This is a genomic window from Pseudomonas sp. P129, from assembly GCF_020312195.1.
In the GTDB taxonomy this organism is placed as follows: Bacteria; Pseudomonadota; Gammaproteobacteria; order Pseudomonadales; family Pseudomonadaceae; genus Aquipseudomonas; species Aquipseudomonas fragariae.
On record NZ_JAGPYS010000004.1, the window covers coordinates 226,243 to 246,987 of the forward strand.

Annotated in this window: 17 protein-coding genes and 2 pseudogenes; 17 read left to right on the forward strand and 2 right to left on the reverse strand. The window is 53.5% G+C overall.

Going from position 1 to position 20,745, the window contains the following annotated elements; all coding sequences use genetic code 11:
- Positions 1-2 precede the first annotated feature (2 nt).
- Positions 3-614, forward strand: a complete 612-nt coding sequence (locus KBY02_RS12935) for a hypothetical protein (RefSeq protein WP_032657166.1) — start codon at positions 3-5, stop codon at positions 612-614.
- Between the two features lie 3 nt (positions 615-617).
- A complete protein-coding gene (locus tag KBY02_RS12940; protein WP_129449356.1) occupies positions 618-1,043 on the forward strand; it encodes a hypothetical protein in 426 nt (141 codons plus the stop codon).
- A gap of 408 nt (positions 1,044-1,451) precedes the next feature.
- Here the strand turns inward: KBY02_RS12940 and KBY02_RS12945 are convergent, their stop codons facing one another.
- Positions 1,452-2,051, reverse strand: a complete 600-nt coding sequence (locus KBY02_RS12945; RefSeq protein WP_122319988.1) for an RNA 2'-phosphotransferase — start codon at positions 2,049-2,051, stop codon at positions 1,452-1,454.
- A 537-nt stretch (positions 2,052-2,588) separates the two neighbouring features.
- On the opposite strand from KBY02_RS12945, the gene KBY02_RS12950 reads away from it, so the two are divergent.
- From KBY02_RS12950 to KBY02_RS13020, 15 genes and pseudogenes are all read left to right on the forward strand, one after another.
- Complete coding sequence (locus KBY02_RS12950) at positions 2,589-6,122, forward strand: DUF637 domain-containing protein (protein WP_225650577.1); 3,534 nt, start codon at positions 2,589-2,591, stop codon at positions 6,120-6,122.
- A 1-nt stretch (position 6,123) separates the two neighbouring features.
- Complete coding sequence (locus KBY02_RS12955) at positions 6,124-6,654, forward strand: contact-dependent growth inhibition system immunity protein (RefSeq protein WP_058398227.1); 531 nt, start codon at positions 6,124-6,126, stop codon at positions 6,652-6,654.
- A 341-nt stretch (positions 6,655-6,995) separates the two neighbouring features.
- Positions 6,996-7,142 carry a hypothetical protein gene (locus KBY02_RS12960; protein ID WP_154686159.1) on the forward strand — a complete coding sequence of 49 codons (147 nt, stop codon included), beginning with the start codon at positions 6,996-6,998 and terminating at the stop codon, positions 7,140-7,142.
- Between the two features lie 230 nt (positions 7,143-7,372).
- Entirely contained in the window at positions 7,373-7,570 is a 198-nt protein-coding gene (locus KBY02_RS12965; RefSeq protein ID WP_152999819.1) for a hypothetical protein, read from the forward strand.
- Between the two features lie 372 nt (positions 7,571-7,942).
- Positions 7,943-10,318, forward strand: a pseudogene (locus KBY02_RS12970) (DUF637 domain-containing protein); the annotation flags it as partial.
- The gene (locus KBY02_RS12975) at positions 10,305-10,535 is read left to right on the forward strand and encodes a hypothetical protein (RefSeq protein WP_225650550.1); all 231 of its coding nucleotides are present in this window, start codon (positions 10,305-10,307) and stop codon (positions 10,533-10,535) included. The pseudogene KBY02_RS12970 and the gene KBY02_RS12975, both read left to right, overlap by 14 nt.
- Before the next feature lie 293 nt (positions 10,536-10,828).
- A pseudogene (locus KBY02_RS12980) lies at positions 10,829-11,797 on the forward strand (IS5 family transposase).
- Positions 11,798-12,204: 407 nt separating this feature from the next.
- Positions 12,205-13,116 carry a LysR family transcriptional regulator gene (locus tag KBY02_RS12985; RefSeq protein WP_074997275.1) on the forward strand — a complete coding sequence of 304 codons (912 nt, stop codon included), beginning with the start codon at positions 12,205-12,207 and terminating at the stop codon, positions 13,114-13,116.
- A 278-nt stretch (positions 13,117-13,394) separates the two neighbouring features.
- Positions 13,395-14,423 (forward strand): nucleoid-structuring protein H-NS, encoded by a 1,029-nt coding sequence (locus KBY02_RS12990; protein ID WP_225650552.1) that lies wholly within the window; start codon positions 13,395-13,397, stop codon positions 14,421-14,423.
- On the forward strand, positions 14,420-15,610 hold the full coding sequence (locus KBY02_RS12995; protein WP_225650553.1) for an isocitrate/isopropylmalate dehydrogenase family protein: 1,191 nt from the start codon (positions 14,420-14,422) through the stop codon (positions 15,608-15,610). Before KBY02_RS12990 ends, KBY02_RS12995 begins: the two co-directional genes overlap by 4 nt.
- Positions 15,594-16,313, forward strand: a complete 720-nt coding sequence (locus KBY02_RS13000) for an RraA family protein (RefSeq protein WP_003400491.1) — start codon at positions 15,594-15,596, stop codon at positions 16,311-16,313. The genes KBY02_RS12995 and KBY02_RS13000 overlap by 17 nt, the downstream gene beginning before the upstream one ends.
- A gap of 34 nt (positions 16,314-16,347) precedes the next feature.
- The gene (locus tag KBY02_RS13005) at positions 16,348-16,710 is read left to right on the forward strand and encodes an antibiotic biosynthesis monooxygenase (protein WP_161936255.1); all 363 of its coding nucleotides are present in this window, start codon (positions 16,348-16,350) and stop codon (positions 16,708-16,710) included.
- A 77-nt stretch (positions 16,711-16,787) separates the two neighbouring features.
- A complete protein-coding gene (locus KBY02_RS13010; protein ID WP_058821931.1) occupies positions 16,788-17,759 on the forward strand; it encodes an NAD(P)H-dependent flavin oxidoreductase in 972 nt (323 codons plus the stop codon).
- Positions 17,760-17,845: 86 nt separating this feature from the next.
- A complete protein-coding gene (locus tag KBY02_RS13015) occupies positions 17,846-18,625 on the forward strand; it encodes a hypothetical protein (RefSeq protein WP_225650554.1) in 780 nt (259 codons plus the stop codon).
- Positions 18,622-19,479, forward strand: a complete 858-nt coding sequence (locus KBY02_RS13020) for a DUF6282 family protein (protein WP_011268190.1) — start codon at positions 18,622-18,624, stop codon at positions 19,477-19,479. Before KBY02_RS13015 ends, KBY02_RS13020 begins: the two co-directional genes overlap by 4 nt.
- A gap of 51 nt (positions 19,480-19,530) precedes the next feature.
- On the opposite strand, the gene KBY02_RS13025 is transcribed toward KBY02_RS13020, so the two are convergent.
- Positions 19,531-20,709 (reverse strand): LLM class flavin-dependent oxidoreductase, encoded by a 1,179-nt coding sequence (locus KBY02_RS13025; protein ID WP_225650555.1) that lies wholly within the window; start codon positions 20,707-20,709, stop codon positions 19,531-19,533.
- Positions 20,710-20,745 lie beyond the last annotated feature (36 nt).

Here is a 20,745-nt window from a genome sequence, read left to right on the forward strand (position 1 = left end):
AGATGAATAATTCGATTCTAAATATAAATGAACTGCCTGCAGTTTATCGTGTGAAACATGTGGCTCAGGGGTTGGCTTTATTGGATGCCATAATTATGCCCGAGTGGGAGTATAGATACTTCTCATTCAACTGTAATTGGGATGGGGCGGGCAAAGAAATGATGGCCTCAATGAGGGATGGTTCCGGTGCTGAGTTTTTTTTGCACTTTACCGATGCAGGTGTTGCAGGGAAAGTTATATGTGGTTCTCCTTTGCCTAATGTGTCTGAATATTTGAATGCTATGCCCGAGGCGTTCCAGCAATTTAAAGTTGAGCCAGCGTTCTCTACGGATAATGCTAGTCTGTTTTTTTGGCGAGGTGTAAAGCAGCCATCATGGTGTGCTTCGCCGGATGGGCTGAAAGAGTATCCACTGCTAGGTTTTCTTGTGGGAGGTATTGCGGCTTATAAGAATTTAGTTGAGGAGTATTACGAAAAAAGCATCGATGCAACTATACTTGAGGAGGTATTTGCATCGCTAGATGTGACTGCGGATCAGCTGGTGACACTTAATCCTGATATAGAGTTTGGTGATTTAGTCGATGACTTTCAAGAGATTTTAGGTCGCGAATTTTAATTTTTGTATTGGCGGATCGGTGCAAAAGAGGCAGGTACCCTTGCTAATGCAGAGAGAGGGACGTTAACAGAAGCAAATTTTGCTCAAAATAAAATCAAGTCTGATCGGTCCTTTAGTGAGGATGGGCAAAAGGTATACTCAGAGCTGGCTGGCACACCGATCAAGACAGTTGATGACTTAGCCGGCGCTTTGAGGGCTGGGACAATTAAACCGAATCAGCTTCCCGTTGATTATGTAGATATGAATGGGGCTCGCCTTATTTTGAATACGCGAACTTCTACCGCGCTTGAGCAGGCAGCTATCCCTCGAAGTGAGTGGTTCGGGCGAAATCAGACAGGTGTTGAGGCTTATCCAGGTAAGACATTCAATGATTTGGCAGCAGATCAGTTAAAAATAACAAATTGCCGCCGACAGGCGCAGAGCAATTAAAGTCGGTGCGTCCATGAAAATAGGTAAGCCAAAATTAATACTAGATCCATATGAGTGGCTGCCAGGATACGGTGAGTCAAGAGTATCATTCCGTTCCGTTGGCTCGAATGTGATACTTGATATTGAGTATGAGAAGGAGGTTGTAGTTGATATCGAAGAGGTTGTACTGGCTTTAAGGCGGGAGGTTGCGTTTAAGTCTGTGCGATGCTTTATTCGGGAGCCATTCCCTGGAGGTACTATTTTTGAGTTTGATGGTGATCCAAGTGAGTTTCGGCTGGGTAAGTTGACCGAGTTTATAGACTCCGAATTGGTAAGGAATAACTTGAAAGCATGGCGTTCTGTGTCGAGTCACGAACTGCCGAAGTTGAGGCATTTCAGTATTCAGTTTTTGTCAGAGAATCTTACTTTTCATGTGCTGGCTGTAGATGTATTTTTATCCAATGAGCTGTCGGGCAGTTGATTTTGTATTGAAATAAAATTAACGGGAACCGCTTCAGTTAACCAAACACTATTTTCAGCCTGAAAAAATTTAAATCCCTGTTGGTACATCCGCAGGGATTCAATCTTCAGAACCGCTGGTTTACCGTAGCGCTGTCCGACAGCAATAGCCGTCAGAGTCTCCTGCGATAGATGCACATGGTGGCGTGAACCTGCAATCAATCCTTGCTGAAGAATAGATTCTAGAAAGCGTGTTGCAGTGCCATGGTAGAGGAATTCTGGCGGTTCTTTCTCTATGTGTTGGAGGTTTACGTCTGGTGCTGAATGTCCCTGTGCAGCTCGAATACGCTGGCCATCGTCGGAGAGGATAAAGCGTTTCTTATCACTGCTATTTACTACTGTCTGAATTATTGCCTGGTCAAGTACGCGGCCTTCTTTCGCTGCGCCGGTAATTAAAGAGTTGATGTCTGCCCAGCCTTCTGCGTCGAGTTGCAATCCGATAGTGTGAGGCTCATGGCGCAAGATATAACTTAGAAACTTGCTTGTTTCGTTCAGTTGCTCGTTATTCATGATTGCCTTGCATTCATTTATCGATTTTTTAGGGTTTATTTGCTTTGGCTGATATCCGGTGCACTCTTGCAGCAGTATTTTCAGTTGCTGTTGCACCCTACATGCACCCTGATTGCATCCTATTTGCAACCTTTCTGCAGTCAAGTTGCATCCCTTTTGCACCCACCCTGACGACCTATAGTCTAGCTGCCCAATACGCCCTTTTTCAGCATGAATTTTCGATCCTTAACAGGAGCAAAATCTCAATACACAACACGCACCTCTTGCGAGGTGAGCATTTAGGGCCTGCCCACCAGCAATTTCGTCTCCAAGCCGCAAAAATACCTGATCGAAACCAACCCGGTCCTTACCGAACTCAAGCAGTTCATGAGTTCGGATTACCTGCTCGCAGGCCTGGGCTACGATCCGGAAGTCAGCGCCAAGCGTCTGGGTGACGGGTTGTATGAACAACGCCTCGTCCAGCAAGCAGTCGTGGCTCGCACCGGTCAGGCCTTCATCGATGGGCAAACCTCCAACGAGGCTCAATTCAAGTACCTGATGAACAACGCAATCGCCAGCAAGCAGCAGCTGAACCTGGCGGTCGGCGTATCGCTGAACTCACAACAAGTCGCAGCGCTGACCCATGACATCGTCTGGCTCGAAGAGCATGAAGTGAATGGCGAAAAAGTGCTGGTGCCGGTGCTGTATATGGCTCAGGCCGACAATCGCCTTGGTCCGACCGGGGCATTGATTGCGGGTAACGACGTCTCGCTGATCGCGGGGCAAAACCTCGACAACGTCGGCACTTTGCGAGCGGCCAATAACCTGTCGGCTGCTGCTGGAAATGATCTGGTCAACAGCGGCCTGATAGAAGCTGGCAACCGTCTGGACCTGCTGGCAGGTAATGACCTGATCAACAAGTCCGGGGGCATTATCGCCGGACGTGATGTGACATTGACCGCCCTGCGCGGCGATGTCATTAACGAGCGCACGGTGACCAGCCATCAGAGTGCTGCGGATGATGCGACTTGGCGTAAGGACTTCGCTGACAGCGCGGCACGTATCGAAGCGGCTAACGACATGTCCCTGCAAGCGGGTCGTGACGTGAAAAACACCGGCAGCGTGTTGCAGGCCGGTCGTGACTTGAGCATCTCTGCGGGCCGCGATGTCGCTATCGACTCGGCCCAGGCCGAGAAAGGCCAGACACGCGGTGCGAACTCCAGCAACTCTAGCATCACGCAACTGAGCTCCACGGTCAGCGCCGGTCGCGACCTGACGGCCCAGGCTGGCCGCGACATCAACGTGATCGCCAGCAGCATCGACGCCAAGCGCGATATCGCCATGGCCGCAACCGAAAACCTGACCCTGTCCTCGGCGGCTGATAAACAGCATTCCTACGGCAAAAGCAAGAAGGTGACCGAGCAGGAAGATCACGTCAGTCAGGTGTCTGCGGACCTGAAGGCGGGCGGCAGTGTGGCTTTGCAGGCTGGGCAGAATCTGGCCGTGATCTCCAGCCGTATTACCGCTGGGAAAGAAGCGTATCTGGTTGCGGGTGAGAGTCTGGACATTCTTGCTGCGCAGGACAGTGATTATTCGCTGTACGACATGAAGAAAAAAGGCAGCTTCGGCGCGAAGAAAACCCAGCGCGATGAAGTGACTGATGTGAAAAACATCGGTAGCGAAATTACTACCGGTGGCGACCTGTTGCTGTCGAGTGGCGGTGATCAGAAGTACCAAGCCGCGAAGCTGGAGAGCGGTAAGGACCTGAGGATTGAAAGTGGTGGTGCGGTTACGTTTGAGGGCGTGAAGGACTCGCATCAGGAGAGTCATGAGAAAAGTGATAACAACGCCTTTTGGGTTTCCTCCAAAGGTAAAGGTATTACCGACGAGACCTTACGCCAGAGCGAACTGGTTGCCGCCGGTGAAGTAACCATTAAAGCCGTCAATGGACTGCAGATCGATATCAGGCAGGTTGATCAGCAAACGGTCACCCAGAGCATCGATGCAATGGTCAAGGCCGATCCACAACTGGCCTGGCTCAAGGATGCTGAAAAACGCGGTGACGTGGATTGGCGGCAAGTGAAGGAGATTCACGACTCCTTCAAATACAGCAACTCGGGTCTCGGCCCTGCCTCGCAAATTATCATCGCGATTATCATGGCTGCTGTTGTGGGGCCTATGGCAATGAGCGCGGTAGGTGCATCGACAGGGGCTGCAGTCACAGCCGGAACGATGAGTGCAGGTACGGCGACGTTTCTCTCTGCGGGCGCAGGCGCTATTGCGGCTGGAGCCGCTACCAACGCAACGGTCAGCGTTATTAATAACCGCGGAAACCTTGGGGCGGTATTTAAAGATGTAACTTCATCCGATGCCATAAAAGGGTATGCCATCTCAGGCGTGACGGCGGGTCTGACGGCTGCGTATTTTGATGGTTTGACGGGTACTCATACTGATATCGCTTCCAGGAAAATCATTGGCCCAGAGCTCTTCACCTTGACTGGCGTTGGACAATTCGCCGCTAATCAGGTTCTCCAAAATGGGACCTCAGCCATTTTGGGTAAAGCGCTGGGGACGGCGGGGAGTGGCAGTGATGCGCTCAAAACCGCGCTATTCAATACCTTGGCGGCAGCAAGTTTCAATGCAGTGGGCGACTATACCCGCGGCACATTCGCGGATGGCACGCCCTCCAAGGTCATTATTCACGCAATGGTGGGGGGGCTGCTGTCAAAGGCTACAGGCGGAGACTTCAGAGCGGGTGCGTTGGCTGCAGGTGCTAACGAAGCCTTGGTTGTGCACCTGAATAGTCTGGTCAATGGTAATGAAAACTTACTGACCATGAGTTCTCAGATAGTAGGCGCCTTGGCCGCTGCCACTCAGAAAGACGCTGATGCCAACTCGATTGAAAAAGGTAGTTGGATAGCCAAAAACGCGACGCAATACAATTTCTTGAATGACCATGACATCAAGGAAAGAAACAGCGCACGAGAAGCTTACGAAAAAGATCAGGGGATTGAGGCTGCGAGAAAGCTGGTATCACTCGAGAAGTCGGATCAGCGCAGTAACAATTTGTTGGACGCCTACAAAGCCAATCCCGAGTCTTTGACCAAGGCTGATTTGTCAGAGTTGCAAGCCTATCTTCAGGTATACGCCTATGAGCTGACAAAAGATGTTGGTCAAGAGCAGGCGCAGGCAAGGCTGACCAATCTCCTGCAAAGCACCACGCCTGCGACTCAGGGCTTCTCCTACGCAGGCACGACCGAAGCCAAAAACGCCTACAGCGACGCTGCACGAGCTGAGCTTGATGGCGTATTCGCCCAGTTGAGCTGGTCCCGGACCAAGACTGCCGAGGAGCAGATCTACGCTAACGCAAAAGGCACTCTGCTGGTCAACAATGAGCAGCAAGGGTTGGCGAATATTGGCGGCCCTGCTATATATGGGTTGTCAGGGCCGCTGGGAATTGGAATCCGGGGCATTGCTGCGATCAACGGCGCCGCGCAATTTAAATATGGCGTAGGGCAGGCGGTCGATGGCGATACGTGGAATGCGGTAGGCAACATGGTGGTCGGTTCCCTCGAAGTGATGGGGGGGCTGAGTGCAAAAGCTGCGGTAGGTGGGCAAAGGAGCGAGCCATTAGGACAAGGTGCAAAAGCAACTGGCGGAGCGATAGACCGTGCTACTACTGGGATTGAGTGGGGTAAGGGTATCCAAGGACAGGGCATGCCTTGGGAGGATTACCTTGGGACGCAACTGCCAGCTGGCTCTCGACTACCCCCAAACTTTAAGACATTTGACTTTTTTGATAGAACGACCGGTGTTGCGACTAGTGCAAAAACACTTGATACGACCACTGCGGCTAAAATGGCCAATCCGAGCCAGGTATATTCATCACTCAAAGGAAATATTGATACCGCCGCAGGATTTACTGAGTACGGTTTGAAAGACGTAACAGTATCCTCTAGTCAAATTACTAGTCGTGAATTGCAAGTGGCAGTTCCAAAGGCTACGACGAGTGCTCAGTGGGATCAAATTAATAGAGCTATTGAGTATGGTCAGAACAAAGGCGTTACGGTGAAAATTACCAAGGTAGATTAAGATGAGTGATGTCGTAAAAACAGCTTGGGCAGATGCGAAAATGAATAAAGATTTCATTTCCGTAAAAACTTTTTCTGGCTATCGAAGTAGCCAAGCAGATCCGCAAGGTGTGGAGTATTTTTTCAGCCCTGACGCTGCCGATAAAGAGCTAGGCCTTGCTGTGCTTGACGCCTTGGCTCATAGCCGATTTGTGCTTCCCGAGCCGCGAAAGGATGTTTGGATTCATCCTGAAGCTACTTTTGATATGGAACTCTACGACTACAATCTGACCAATCAACGATATGATCAATGGGTTGGCAACACTTTGGAGCGCTATGGCTACAAGACCAAGCGTGCATTATTTAAAGATATGAAAAAATGCAGTATCGAAAGTAAGAGTGATCAGATCACTATTCGCCCCAGCCATCACGAAAAGCTAGAAGCCTGGAGTGGTAAGGGTATAAGTGAGAGTAACTATGTCACTATCCCCAGCGGTAGTAGCCCTTCTGATATAGGTGCGGCCCTGCGCTTGGCTTTTAGTCGGTGCACCTAATGTGTAGGGGTTCGAGTTGATCTGACACCGGCCTCGTGCCGGTGTTGTTTTATCTGCTTACTGCAAAACCTCCCGTCCGTCGCTGCTCGCTTTAGTCGTGGCCTAAGCGATCAGGGCATCAAGCATCTGCGCAACGAATTTCTGTTGACTCTTGGGTAGTTGGTCAATGGCCTCCAATTGTTTAGATAATCGCCGAATTCTAGCTGAATCTGCAGACAGCGTGCCCATCAAAATCGTTCCCGCCATCGAGGCCGAAATAGCCAAGGAAATTGGAAGGAAGATGACTACACCAAACAACGGTTCTATAATTTGTATTCGCGGGGTTTGTAAATAGGTGACTTATGGATTTAGATAAGGTGATTGAGAGCGTTAAAACAAGAGATGAGTTTGCAGATTTTATTTGTGGGCTTAGGGAGGATTTGGAGTTGAATTCAGGTGAATGGGAAAACCCTACGCTGGAAAGGTTTTTGGATGCAATGGAAGCTTGAGTTCGAGCAATGAATTTCTATGCACTTAACTCTGGAGATGAGGAAGCCCTCATCCCTAGTTGGCAGACATTTGCAAAAATATTGTTTGCATCTAAGATTTACGAATAGTATTAGCGTTTTAGGTGAAAAAGCAAAAGTCAGCTCTCCGTTAAAGCTTGGCGAAACCAACGTGATCAGCGATGTCAGCATGACTCGTGTAAAGGTGGATGTCTCCTGATGAGCTGGCGCAGATGCAAAATACAAATAAAGTGGTGCAAGGCTGTGGAGGACAAACCTTTATCTCGACTAATGGCATCGCCGACTTTAAAGCGGCTGCACCCAAAGGCTCTGTCTATGTTGAATTTGCTGTTCCAGCTAATAGACTGTTTCAAGGCGGGAAAGATGGCTGGTCTAAAATGATTGGCCCTGATGCAGGTAAGTCACAATAGTTCTTGCTTAATAAGTAGGGTGGCGAGTGTCTTCCGGCGATCAAGAATATTGAAATTCTAGATAGGAAGTGAGGGGGCTTATGAGTTGCGCTTGGTTTAATGAAAGCGTAAAACCACTTTTGAAGGGTTTTTCTCTAGAGTACTCATCATTTGCTGATGAAGATTTTCGTGACTTTAAAAAGGATAGAGTTAGACGGTTTTAACAAACTAGGAGTTGTAGAGTTTTAGTCTGAAGGATGGGTGGGTATTGATATATATGACTGTACTCTTGGTGGTCAGGTTATGAATGTATTGCTTTCTCCAGAAGAAAAAGAATCTGTTTCTCAGGCGTTTGAAAAGTTTGTAAAGATATTGACCACGGATAGTTGAAGGATGGCCGCGACCGAAAACCTCACCATCAGCTCTGCGGCGGACGAAGAACACTCCCTGTCGAAAAGCAAGAAACTGACCCGTCAGTAAGACCACGTCAGCCAGGTTTCCTCCGATCTTGATGCCGGGGGTAGCGTTGCCTTGCAGGCCGGACAGAACCTCTCCGTGATCTCCAGCCGTATTACGGCCGGTAAAGAGGCGTATCTGGTTGCGGGTGAGAATCTGGACATCCTTGCTGCGCAGGACAGTGATTACTCGCTGTACGACATGAAGAAAAAAGGCAGCTTCGGCGCGAAGAAAACCCAGCGCGATGAAGTGACTGATGTGAAAAACGTCGGCAGTGAAATCACCACTGGTGGTGATTTGTTGCTGGCGAGTGGGGGAGATCAGAAGTACCAAGCCTCGAAGCTGGAGAGCGGTAAGGACCTGATGATTGAAAGTGGTGGTGCAGTTACGTTTGAGGGCGTGAAGGACCTGCATCAGGAGAGTCACGAGAAGAGTAATAACAACGCCTTTTGGGTTTCCTCCAAAGGTAAAGGTAATACCGACGAGGCCTTACGCCAGAGCGAACTGGTTGCCGCTGGTGAAGTAACCATTAAAGCCGTCAATGGACTGCAGATCGATATCAGGCAGGTTGATCAGAGAACGGTCACTCAGAGCATCGATGCAATGGTCAAAGCCGATCCACAACTGGCCTGGCTCAAGGATGCTGAAAAGCGCGGTGACGTGGACTGGCGGCAGGTGAAGGAGATTCACGACTCCTTCAAGTACAGCAACTCCGGTCTTGGCCCAGCCTCGCAAATTATCATCGCGATTATCATCGCGATTATCATGGCTGCTGTTGTGGGGCCTATGGCAATGGGCGCGGTAGGTGCATCGACAGGGGCTGCAGTCACAGCCGGAACGATGAGTGCAGGTACGGCAACGTTTCTCTCTGCCGGCGCAGGCGCTATTGCGGCTGGAGCTGCTACCAACGCAACGGTCAGCGTTATTAATAACCGCGGGAACCTTGGGGCGGCATTTAAAGATGTAACTTCTTCCGATGCCATAAAAGGGTATGTCATCTCGGGTGTGACGGCGGGTCTGACGGCTGCGTACTTTGATGGTTTGACGGGTACGCATACTGATATTGCATCCGGGAAAATCATTGGCCCCGAACTTTCAACCTTGACAGGCGTTGGACAATTCGCCGCGAATCAGATTCTCCAAAATGGAACCTCTGCCATTTTGGGTAAAGCGCTGGGTACGGGCGGGAGCGGCAGTGATGCGCTCAAAACCGCGCTATTCAACACCTTGGCGGCGGCGAGTTTCAATGCAGTGGGTGACTATACCCACGGTACATTCGCGGACGGAACGCCTTCCAAGGTTGTTATTCACGCGATGGTGGGAGGGCTGCTGTCAAAGGCCACCGGAGGAGATTTCAGGACTGGTGCGTTGGCTGCAGGTGCCAATGAAGCCTTGGTTGTGTCTTTGGAGAGTTTGGTCCAGAACGATAAAACTCTGCTTCCTATGGCTTCACAAATTGTTGGCGTTTTGGCAGCAGCTTCATCTGACGATGCCAACGCGGACTCAATTGAAAAAGCTGCCTGGATTACTAAAAATGCCACGATGTATAATCGGCAGTCCCATGAAGATGAAGAAATGGTTAAGCGTGACGAGGTGAAGAAAGGAGGGCTCACTAAGGAGAATTTGGACAAAGCATCGTGTTATGTAATTAAGTGCTGGGCGCAGTATGATCGTGCTAGTTCGGAATATCGAGATAGTATGATAAAAGAGTCTGACGTCGCAGGGCTTGGTAATGAGCTTATGTGGGTTGAGGCCCAGCAGGAGAAGGGACTGTTCAACTATCGCTATATCGATGCCGCTAAAGATCTAGCGACTCGCGATGTTATTCCTTTGGGTACTGAAACGGGATCTATTGTAACTGGTGGGATTAGTGTGGCATCAGGGTATACTTTATGTGGAAGCGGAGTAGGTTGCGTCTTCGGTGCTCCGATGGCTGCATTTGGCGCTGGTAACGTCGTAGAAGGCGGTACGGGTATTTACAACCACTTTTATGGTGGAGGTGAAGGGTATAATCCTGTAAAAGAGGCATTCTCCCTTCTTCCTGGTAACCTGGGGGGCGTTGCCTACAGTAGCGCCGATTTTGCTCTTTCGCTGGGTGCCGGGCTAGTGAAGGTTCCTTTAAAAATGGGCTTGGCTGATGGTCTGAATAGGCCTAAGTCGATGTTTGGAGTTATGGTGAGTGGCGTGGATAACAACTTCTTTCTACCAGCTATAGGGGCTACTCCTTATGGCACTGCGATGGGTATGTATTTCTATAGTCTCGCAGGAAAAGGAAATAGCATCTATAAAGAGGTTTCTGATGAAAAGAAATAAATATTTCTATTTTTTGTTTATGTCTTTTGCCTTGTTAAACATGGTTTTAGGTGTAAGTATATTTTTTGCAATTATAATATCCGCTCTTTTCTCGGTTTTATTTAAGACCGACTCGGCTTGGGTGTATTATGTGGTTGGTGGGCCTCTGGCTGTTCTGTTCGCGACTTTTTGGACTATTAAGCGTTGGGCTTTTGTGAAGGCTTTTGTGACGGAATGAATTATCTCCGAAAGGAATATTTGCCGTTCCTCGTCACAAGGGTAGGACATAGCTCGGTGACGGAAAACCGCAGACAGTTGAACAACTTTGATCGTCTTTTAGCGGAGAGGTTGCAAGGAAAGCTGCTGCTAGCGTTGACTAAGTCCAGACAAGTGTGAGCATTGCCAATGTTTGTATTGAAAATGCCCACGCGAAGAAGTGGATGCTCTTGCTAAGGAAACTCTGAAAAAGACTTCCAAATCTGGTGAAATGCGCCAGTCCCGACCACTGAACGGTTGAGTCCCGATGAGCAGATGTCCTTCGCTGACGCCGAATACGCTGGCAAACGCAAACAAACCCGCCGTGAACGCTTCCTGATCGAGATGGATTAGGTCTTGCCCTGGAATGGCTTGGTCAAACTGACCGAACCACACTATCCAAAGGGCGAAGGTGGTCGCCCTGCCTATCCGTTGATGGCGATGTTGCGGGTTCATCTGATGCAAAACTGGTTCGGCTACAGCGATCCGGCCATGGAAGAATCGCTCTACGAAACCACAATTCTGCGACAGTTTGCAGGATTGCACTTGGATCGGATTCCGGACGAAACCGCGATCCTCAATTTCCGCCGACTGCTGGAGAAACATGAGCTGGCCGGTAGGATTTTGCAGGTCATCAATGGCTATTTGGGCGACCGTGGTTTGTTGCTGCGCCAAGGCACCGTGGTCGATGCAACGATTATTCATGCGCCGAGTTCGACCAAAAACAAGGCAAGGACGAAAAACGTGACCCTGAAATGCACCAGACGAAGAAAATCAATATTTCTTCGGGATGAAAGCGCACATCGGTGTCGATGCCGAATCCGGTTTGGTGCATAGCATGGTGGGCGCTGCGGCGAATGTAGCTGACGTAACTCAGGTCGACCAGTTACTGCACGGAGAAGAAACTTACGTCTCTGGCGACGCGGGCTATACCAGTGTCGAAAAGCGTCCCGAGCATCAAAATCGCCAAATGATATGGTCGATTGCAGCGCGGCCCAGCAGTTATAAAAAGCATGCAAAGAAAAGTCTGATCGGGCGCATGCGTCGCAAAATCGAATACGCAAAAGCTCAACTGCGCGCCAAGGTTGAGCATCCGTTTCGAGTGATCAAGCGCCAGTTTGGTTATACGAAAGTACGCTTCCGCGGCCTGCTGAAAAACACTGCGCAGCAGACCACGCTGTTTGCTCTGTCCAATCTGTGGATGATGCGAAACGGCTGCTGAATACAGGAGAGGTGCGCCTGTAATGTGGACAATTGACGCTAAAAAGCGCTTGTCTGAAGAAAAAAGAGGAGTTGGGCGAGGCAAAGTTCTGATTTTCGATTGAAACGACGTTTTTTGAAACCTTGAAGCAACGAGTGGGTTAAAAAGTCTGCCTACTTCAGACCTTCCCTAAAATGATTCTGCCTTGCCTCTGTTTAAAATGCTCACCCTAGCAAAATCCCCACTTCGGACACCCCCGTCCCAAATCATCCGAACCCCACTCCGCAATACCCACCCCTCAATAAACTAAACTACCCAGCGGCACCCGCTCGCTGTCCGGGCCTGAGGAAGTTGTCAGCCTTATCCTTATCGTTCTACGCACCTGTCAATGCTCGGTTTAAAACATAACAGAACTACCTATTCGCACGAACCGCATAAGGATAAGGCTTGGATGACAATGACTCCAGTGGACGGATCGGCTACCTTCGAGGTTAACAACCTGTTCAGAAAACCCAGGATCTGTTTTGACTGGGAGGACCTGCGTTACTTCGTGATGTTTTCCACGGTCAGTTCCCTGAGTGGTGCTGCAAGGATACTGGGTGTGGAGCACGCCACTGTTTCGCGCCGTATCGCTTCGCTGGAAAGGTCTCTCAATGTAAAGCTTGTCGACCGTCGCAAGCGTTTGTATGAACTGACTGATGAGGGACGACGTGTGGCGGCGATCGGGCGACAGATCGAGGCGCAGACCCAGGCTGTTGGTCGTCTCGCGGTTGCGGCTCAGGTGGTGCAGGGTGTGGAGGTGACCATCAGTGCGCCGCCGTCGGTGGCGGTCGAGAAGCTGGTGCCACAATTGGGGGCGTTTCGGGCGATGCATCCCGGCATTGTGTTGCGCTTGTTGGGCGATCACCAGTATTCGTCGTTATCCAGTTGCCAATCTGACCTGTGTATACGGTTTTCCAAACCTGTTGAAAGCGGCATTGTCGCGCGGCGCATTGGCACGGCTTCCTTTTCATTTTATTGCGCACGTTTTTATCTGGAGCAACGCCCTCCGGAGCATTATGAATTTATTGCTTATGACAATGAACTGATGAGTGACAGTCAGAACGGATGGCTGAGGGATATCGTCGGTGATCGACCCTTTGTGCTGGAGGCCAAAACGGTGGAGTTGCAAATTCGTGCTGCCGAAACCGGTGTGGGCATCGCGTTACTGCCCAGTTTTGCCGTAGAGGACAATAATCGCCTGTGCCGGGTGGAGTTGTCGGCTCCGCTGGAAGTCGATGTCTGGCTCGGCGTGCATGAAGACTTGCGCGCGGTGGCTTCCATCCAGGCTGCCATGAATTATGTGGAAAGCTGTTATCTCTAGGCAGGCCTGAGTTCGCGCTGGTCATGTTGGCGGTAAAACAGTCTTGCGGTGAAAAAATTCCCATCCCCTCATCAAATATCGACAGTTTACAAGTTCGGCTGTTTTGACGAGGATCAATATCGAGTGGAGCAGTTCATGACTCGAAACTCCGAGACGTTAAGGTGTCGGCTCGGCAAGGTTTGTTAGATGGCGCGCTGTTGGATAATTATAAAAACTCAAGCAGTGGCAAGACCATCTCAAGCACCCTGATGACACCCTAAGGACAGCCGGAGATTCTCATGGCCGACGTAAAAATTCTCGACGTTACCTTGCGTGACGGTGGTTATCGGAACAACTTCAACTTCACAGAAGATCAGGCGCAGATAGTGGTCGCTGGCTTGGCCAGTGCGGGTGTGGACCTCTGCGAAATTGGTTATTGCAAAGGATCCTTCGCGCCGAAAGGCGAGCACGGTTTGACCAGTGATGTAGGCGCAGTCTTCATTGAAAAGATTGCACAGGCCGCCAAAGGCCGCATCGAACTGGCCGTCATGGTTCATCCCAGAAACATCACCACCGATGACTTGGCCATGCTCAAGGAGCAGGGCGTTTCGATGATCCGTGTCTGTTTGAGGCGCGATCAACTGGATGAGGGGCTTGTGACCTTGTCGCTGGCTCGTGATCACGGCTTTAGCGTCAGCGCCAATGTGACGCATGTGACCTCGCAGACGCCAGGCTCCGTGCTCGATACGGCCGTGCGCGCAGAGGGGGCCGGCGCGGATATCGTTTGTTGCGCGGATTCCAATGGTCATATGGTGCCGACCGATGTAGATCGGCTGTTCAGTCGTCTCTCAAGCCGATTGTTGGTGCCGCTGGGCTTTCACGCGCATAACAATCTGTCGTTGGCGCTGGCGAATGCAGCGGCGGCTATAGAAGCCGGCGCTGAATACATCGACACGTCCATATGCGGTATGGGCAAGGGGGCCGGCAATCTTCACCTGAGTATGCTGGTTGCCTATCTGGAGCGTACCGGCGTCAGTCATGGTTATGACCTGGTGAAAGTGATTGAACTGTCGGAAGCCACAGCCCGCGCGATCCCGCAAAATAATATGCCCAGCCCGCTGATGGATATCATTCTGGGCACTTACAACTTCCCCTATGACAGCAGTCAACGCGTGCGCGACACCCTCGAGCGCTTTCAGTTGACCTCCGAGTACCGAGCGATCGAGGTCATGTATCAGCAGGACAAGGTGGCGCGCCTCGCGCCGCGAGCGGTGTTGTCGACCATCGCCACCGGCTTGCCGAACGGCGCGAAGGGAGTCGCGCTATGACCACTCAAGTGCTCCGAAAGCGCATATGTGTCTTGCCCGGTGACGGGATCGGTATTGAAGTCATGGAGGCGGCGCTTCCGGTGATTGCGGCGCTGAACCTGCCGTTCGATCTGGTACCGGCGGACATAGGTTGGCAATGCTGGAGGGCCGAGGGGGAAACCGTTCCGGCCCGGACCTGGGAGATCATGGCCAGTTGCGACGCGACATTGCTTGGCGCAATCACCAGCAAACCTCTGGCAGAGGCCGAAGCAGAGTTGCCACTGACGCTTCAGGGCCAGAACCGCCGCTATGTCAGTCCGGTCATTCAGCTCAGGCAGAATCTCGACCTGTACGCCAATGTACGCCCGGTCACTGACATGACTGGCGAAAACAGATTTCGCTTTGTCGTGATCAGGGAAAACACCGAAGGGCTTTATGCGGGGCTGGACTTCGGTTGTATCCCGGATGCACTGGTGCCGCTGCTTGAAGAGCGGGAAGCCCTCGGCGCGGCGTGGCAGCGAGAAGGGCAGGACGATGCGACGGTGACGTTGCGCCTGCAGACGCGAAGTGGCCTGATGCGTATTTTCGAATACGCCTTCGAGTACGCCCGCAAGAACCACTTCACGCGGGTCACGTTTGTCGACAAACCTATGGTCCTCAGGCACAGCAGCGCGTTTGCACGGGGCATCTTCGAAGCAACAGCTCAGCGTTATCCGGACGTGAGCGGGGTCATCGAAAACGTTGATGCGGTTGCCCTGTGGATGGTGCAGCGCCCCGAGCGCTTCGGGGTGATCGTTGCCGAAAACATGTTTGGCGATATTCTGTCCGATCTGGGCGCCGGAGTAATGGGTGGCCTGGGGTTCGCGCCCAGTGGCAACTTCGGCAATTCAGGGGCTTATTTCGAACCGGTACACGGCAGTGCGCCTGCCCATGCCGGGTTGAACAAGGCCAACCCCGGCGCGATGTTCATGGCCATCGCGCTGATGCTTGAGCATCTGGGGTTTCCGACCGAGTCGGCATGCATCAGCCAGGCCGTCAGTCTGGTTTCGCGCACATCCACACGCACGTATGACCTTGGCGGTTCCCATACCACGGCCCAGGTGGGCGAAGCGATCGTTCAGCAGTGCATCGAGTTGCAGTCCCGCACGTTTGGGTATCGCAACGAGCAGGCTTCGGCACCGGGAGAACGTCATGTCAGCGCACTTTGAAGCGGTGCCCATTGCGCAAGCCGTGCTGGACGCATGTGAACATCTCGACACTGCGTCCTTGTCTGATGCGCTGGACAGCCTGGGGATCGACGGCGGGCTTTCGGGTATTGCCTCGCAAGTACCGGGCACTCGTTGCGTGGGTATCGCATTTACCGTGCAGTACGAGCCGGTTGGTGCATCTGCGGTCTTCAAGGGTGCTGCCAACTATATCGATCATGTACCTGCCGGCGCGGTGATTGTTTCCTCAAACAACGGACGCCAGGACTGCACGGTATGGGGCGATATCATGACCCGCTTCGCGTTGGCCAATGGCATCAAGGGCACCGTGATCGATGGCGTGGCACGCGATATCGATACGGTCATCGAGTGCAATTACCCATTGTTCAGTCGCGGACGTTTCATGCAGTCAGCAAAGAACCGCGCTCGACTCCAGGCTGTACAGGTGCCTCTGCTCATCGCGGGCGTGGCGGTCCGGCCCGGCGACCTTCTGGTGTGTGATGGCAGCGGCTGCGTGGTGATTCCACAGCAGCTGGCCGTCGAGGTCGTACGCCGTGCCCAGGCGATCGAGCACACAGAGCGCAGCATCATTGAAGCCATATCGGCTGGCTGGCCCCTGGAAAAAGCCCGCAGCACCTATCGCTACGACCAGCCCTGGCTGACTGACGCTGAAAAAGTCAGCGTCGCTGTGCCTTCACAGGCGTGAACCGATCTGCCTTCCCACTTGAATGGAAATGATGATGAAAATGGAATTGTTCGACGCTCAATCCGTCACCGATGACAACGCGGTCTATCTGGTCAATGTCGTACAGGTAAACGAGGGGGCTCAGGATCTGGCCATTCAGATTCTCGAAGAAACCGTCAGCTACGTGGCACGCACTTACAGTGCCTTCAAATGGAGCCGATTGATGAAAAGCACCGACGGCAAGACCGTCATCAATCAGGCGCAATGGAGCGATCGCAGCCAGTTCGAGTCGCTGTTTAGCGACGCAGAGTTTCTGTCGCGTTACTCGCGGTTGAAAGAAACCGGCACCTGGGAATATCACCTGTACAACGTGGCCGAGTACATCACCCCTGAAATTGCCTTACAGAAGGCCGGCTGAGCCACGACCGGCAGAAGAGGGCGGCGCACAGGCCGCCTTCGTCTGACATTCACTCGGATTTGCACAGGGATTATGCGATGACCACGATCAATACAGCACTGACCTCACTTCTGGGTATTGACCACCCGCTGATTCTGGCGCCCATGGGCGGCGCGTCCGGTGGGCGTCTGGCGGCTGCGGTTTCCCGTGCCGGTGGCCTTGGCCTGGTGGGTGCCAGTTACGGCGACCCGCAATGGATGGCGCGTGAACTGGAGATGATGCGCGAGGTGCAGCAACCCTGGGGCGTAGGCCTGGTCATGTTTACCGTGGCCAAACAGTTCGAATTGCTTCACCTGGCGCTGGAGTATCGTCCGGCGGTGGTTGCCCTGTCGTTTGGTGATGTACGCCCTTTCGTCAGGCCCATCCATCAGGCCAATGCCAAAGTCATCGTTCAGGTGCACGACGTCGATCAGGCGCTTGAAGCGCTGGACGCTGGTGCCGATGCGCTGATCGTACAAGGCGCCGAGGCGGGTGGTCACAGTTTGCGCCGCGCTTCATTGCCGCTGTTCCCGGCGGTCCGCGACGCGGTGGGTGAGCATGTCGTGCTGATCGGTGCCGGCGGGATCGCCGATGGGCGCGGCATGGCTGCTGCGCTGGCGCTGGGCATGGACGGCGTGATGATGGGCACGCGTTTTCTGGCTTCGCAGGAGGCACTGCCTTCCGAACGGGTAAAGCAGCGACTGCTGCAGGCGGTTGCGAGCGATACGGTGCGAACCCGGATCTTTGATCAGGTGCGCGGCATCGACTGGCCGGAGGGCTACAGCGGACGCGTGATCGGCAATGACTTTTCCGCTAGCTGGGCGGGTGAGGAGCAGGCTTTCGCTGCCTCAGCCGGTCAACTGCGCCTGGACTATGAAGCCGCGCTGGCGGCCGATGATGTCAGTATCCGGGCCATCTGGGCGGGCGAAGTCGCGGACCTGATCAAGGAAGTGCTGCCTGCGCAACGGATTATCGAGTCGACCCTGCGCGGGTATGCCGCCAGTGTCGAACGCCTTCGCACGCCCCGCTGAGCCTTCACGATTGAGCCCTCACGATGGAGCAACGACCGGACCCGCTTGACAAGGCGGGTCTGGTTCTTTTTGCAGGAGCAAAAGCCATGAGTCATTGCATGACCTTCCGGACCTTTGGTGTCGGGCATTCGCGCGTCTTTATTCTGTCACCGGTGATGCCGGTCTGGGACGAGGGTGGATTTGCCCAGCCGCTGATCGAGCACTTCACCGCCGCCGGTTTTCAGGTCACGGTGTTTGATTCCCTGTCGCTGCCCGTTATGCAGGGTGAGGACTTTGGTGCCTTTACCGAGCGCTGGGCCTGCGCGCTCGAGCCATGGGGTGTGCCGGATGTACTGGTCGGCGTTGCCCTGGGCGGTGCATTGGCGCAGGCACTGGCAGGCACTTCATTTCTGCAGTCGACACCTGCCTTGCTGCTGCTGTCTTCCCCGGCCAAGGCCGACGGGTTACTCGATTCCAGGCTGGGACATATGGCAGACCTGGCCGAACAGGGGCATGTCGAGCAAGCCAGGCATCTGCTGGACAATCTGGTATTGCCTGACGGGCAGTCGCATGAACGAACGGACCCATCCGAAAAAGAGAGTGACGCGACGCTTTCGATGCAAGGGCAGCGCCTGACAGTGGGTTTCCGGTTGCTGGCTGGTGTCGATGTCAGTGAATGCCTGCTCGATTACCAGGGCCGCGTGTTGAGCGTGTTCGGTGAAAAGTCGCAATTGGTGAGTGCACGCCATGTACTGCGTACCCGTGGCCTGCAGCAGCGCTCATTGTGCATAGATGGCGGCGGGATGCGTCCGCTGGCGGATGACTTGCAGCAGGTGCTGGACAGCATCGACACGTTCCTGATGACCCGCCAGGAGTGCGTGCAATGAGTCAGGTCGATGCGCTGAACTTCATTGATGTGCATTACCACGCCAATCCTGACGCGTTCATTCGTCGTCATGGTGCGATCGAGGCGGGCAGGTGCTACGCGCGGGCGCAGGGCAGGGTGGTGCTGAAGAATCATCTGGGGTGTACGGCAGCCCAGGCGTGGGAAGCGCGCGATCAGGGGTTTCCGGTCAGCGGCTCGGTGGTGCTGAACGAGATTGCCGGCGGCATCGACTACCGTGTGGTCGAGCGCAGCCTGTGTTTGCGTGGCGATGAGCCCGGGCGTTTCCTGGTTCACTTGCCAACCGTGACCGGCAGGACGCATGCCAGTACGCTGACCCGCAACCTGAGCCATCCGCTGTTGCGGGACAAGCCCATCAAGCCTGCCAGAGTGACATCGGACAACGGCCGGCTGACGCCACAGACGCTGGATATTCTGAGAATGGCGCGTGACTATCCGCTGGTGATCTCGACCGGGCATGCCGATGCCAATGAAGTCAGGACGCTGATCGACGAAGCGCTGCGCATCGGTGTGCCAAGGTTGATGCTCAATCAGCCTGCCAATCCGTTGACCGGTCTTGACGCGGCCGAGCTGGCGCTGATCGGCACAGAGCCATCGGTCTACATCGAGCAGACCGCACTGACGTACTTGCTGGGTTATCAGGACCGGCAGGATTTCAGCGATGTGTTGAGCCATGTCGGCAATGTGGTCTACAGCTCGGACCTGGGGCAGACCAGTCAGATCGATGTCCACCAGTGGCTGTCGCTGAGCGGGCAGTGGTTCGACGCGTTCGGCTTGAGCGACGAGCGCCGCACCGAGGTGACGCTGCTGAATCCGCAACGCATGTTGGCCCTTTAAGCTGTCCGGATAAGCGCCTCCCTGGCCAGCACCGCCAGGGAGGCCCGGCCATCAGGCTACTTCTGCGGACACCTTCGAAGTCATCGCCTCCACAACCCTGGATTCACGCAGGCCCGCGTCCTCCATCAGTGGCAGTGTTTCCCTCACGAAGTCCTTTATACCCTCATGGTAATCGAGCCACGTCAGGGCAATGCCGTCGATCCCCCAGTCAGAATATTTCCTGAACAGCTCCACGATCTTCTCGGGTGTGCCTACCAGTGGCACCCCGGCGAATCCGGCCTTGAAATGGAAACGGAAACGCACGGCGTCTTCGGGGGTGAAAATGCCGGTCTGGATACCCAGCTCGCCGGTGATGATGTCGCAGCCCTCATCGTCACCGACCTGGTTGGCGTAATAGTCCAGGTAAGCGTCTGCTTCCTCTTGCGTGTCCTTCTGCACCACATAGCCATAACACCATATCTTTATGTCGCGGCCGAACTTCTGTTTCGCCAGGTCCTTGTAGGATGCAATCTGCTCACGCACGGCCTGTTCGCCGTCCAGATGTTTGACGATCAGGAACGCGGCGTCGCAATGTTCTGCACAGAAGAGTTTGCCGCGTGGCGACCCCCCTGCGTTGATCAGGTAGGGTTTATTCAGAGGTTGTGGCTGCGAGATTGCGCCGCAGATGTTGAAATACTCGCCTTTGAAGTCGAACGGGGTCTGCTGCTCCCAGGCATTTTTTGCAATGTGCAGCCACTCTTCTGCGTAGTCGTAGCGTTTGTCGTGCTCCATCATATGGCCGTTGAACATGCGCATTTCCGCGCCATACCAACCGCAAAGGATATTCAGCCCGAAGCGCCCGCCGCTGATGTGGTCGATGGTCACCGCCTGTTTGGCCGCGAACAGCGGGTGCACGGTGGGCAGGTGCGAGGTGGTGAACACGGCGATCTGACTGGTCAGGGCTGCAATCCCGGCAGCCCAGGTGTAGGTTTCGAAACAGACACCGCCGGTATTGTTGGTGCCGCCGAAACCTTTCCAGCGGCCGACCGGTATGAAGGCTTCAAACCCTGCATCGTCGGCAATCCGGGCGATTTCCAGGTTGCCTGCCCAATCGTCTCCGCGCAGGCGTTCAGGCGCGTTGGTGACGGTGCAGCCACCCTCGGTATTGGTGGAGAAAACACCCAGCTGTATCTTGTTCGGGCTGCTGCGCATCGGGTTGGTTTTTATCGGATAGGATTTTTCAGCGCGCATCGTGACCTCCCAGGTCGATAGTTGGATCGTTCGTCC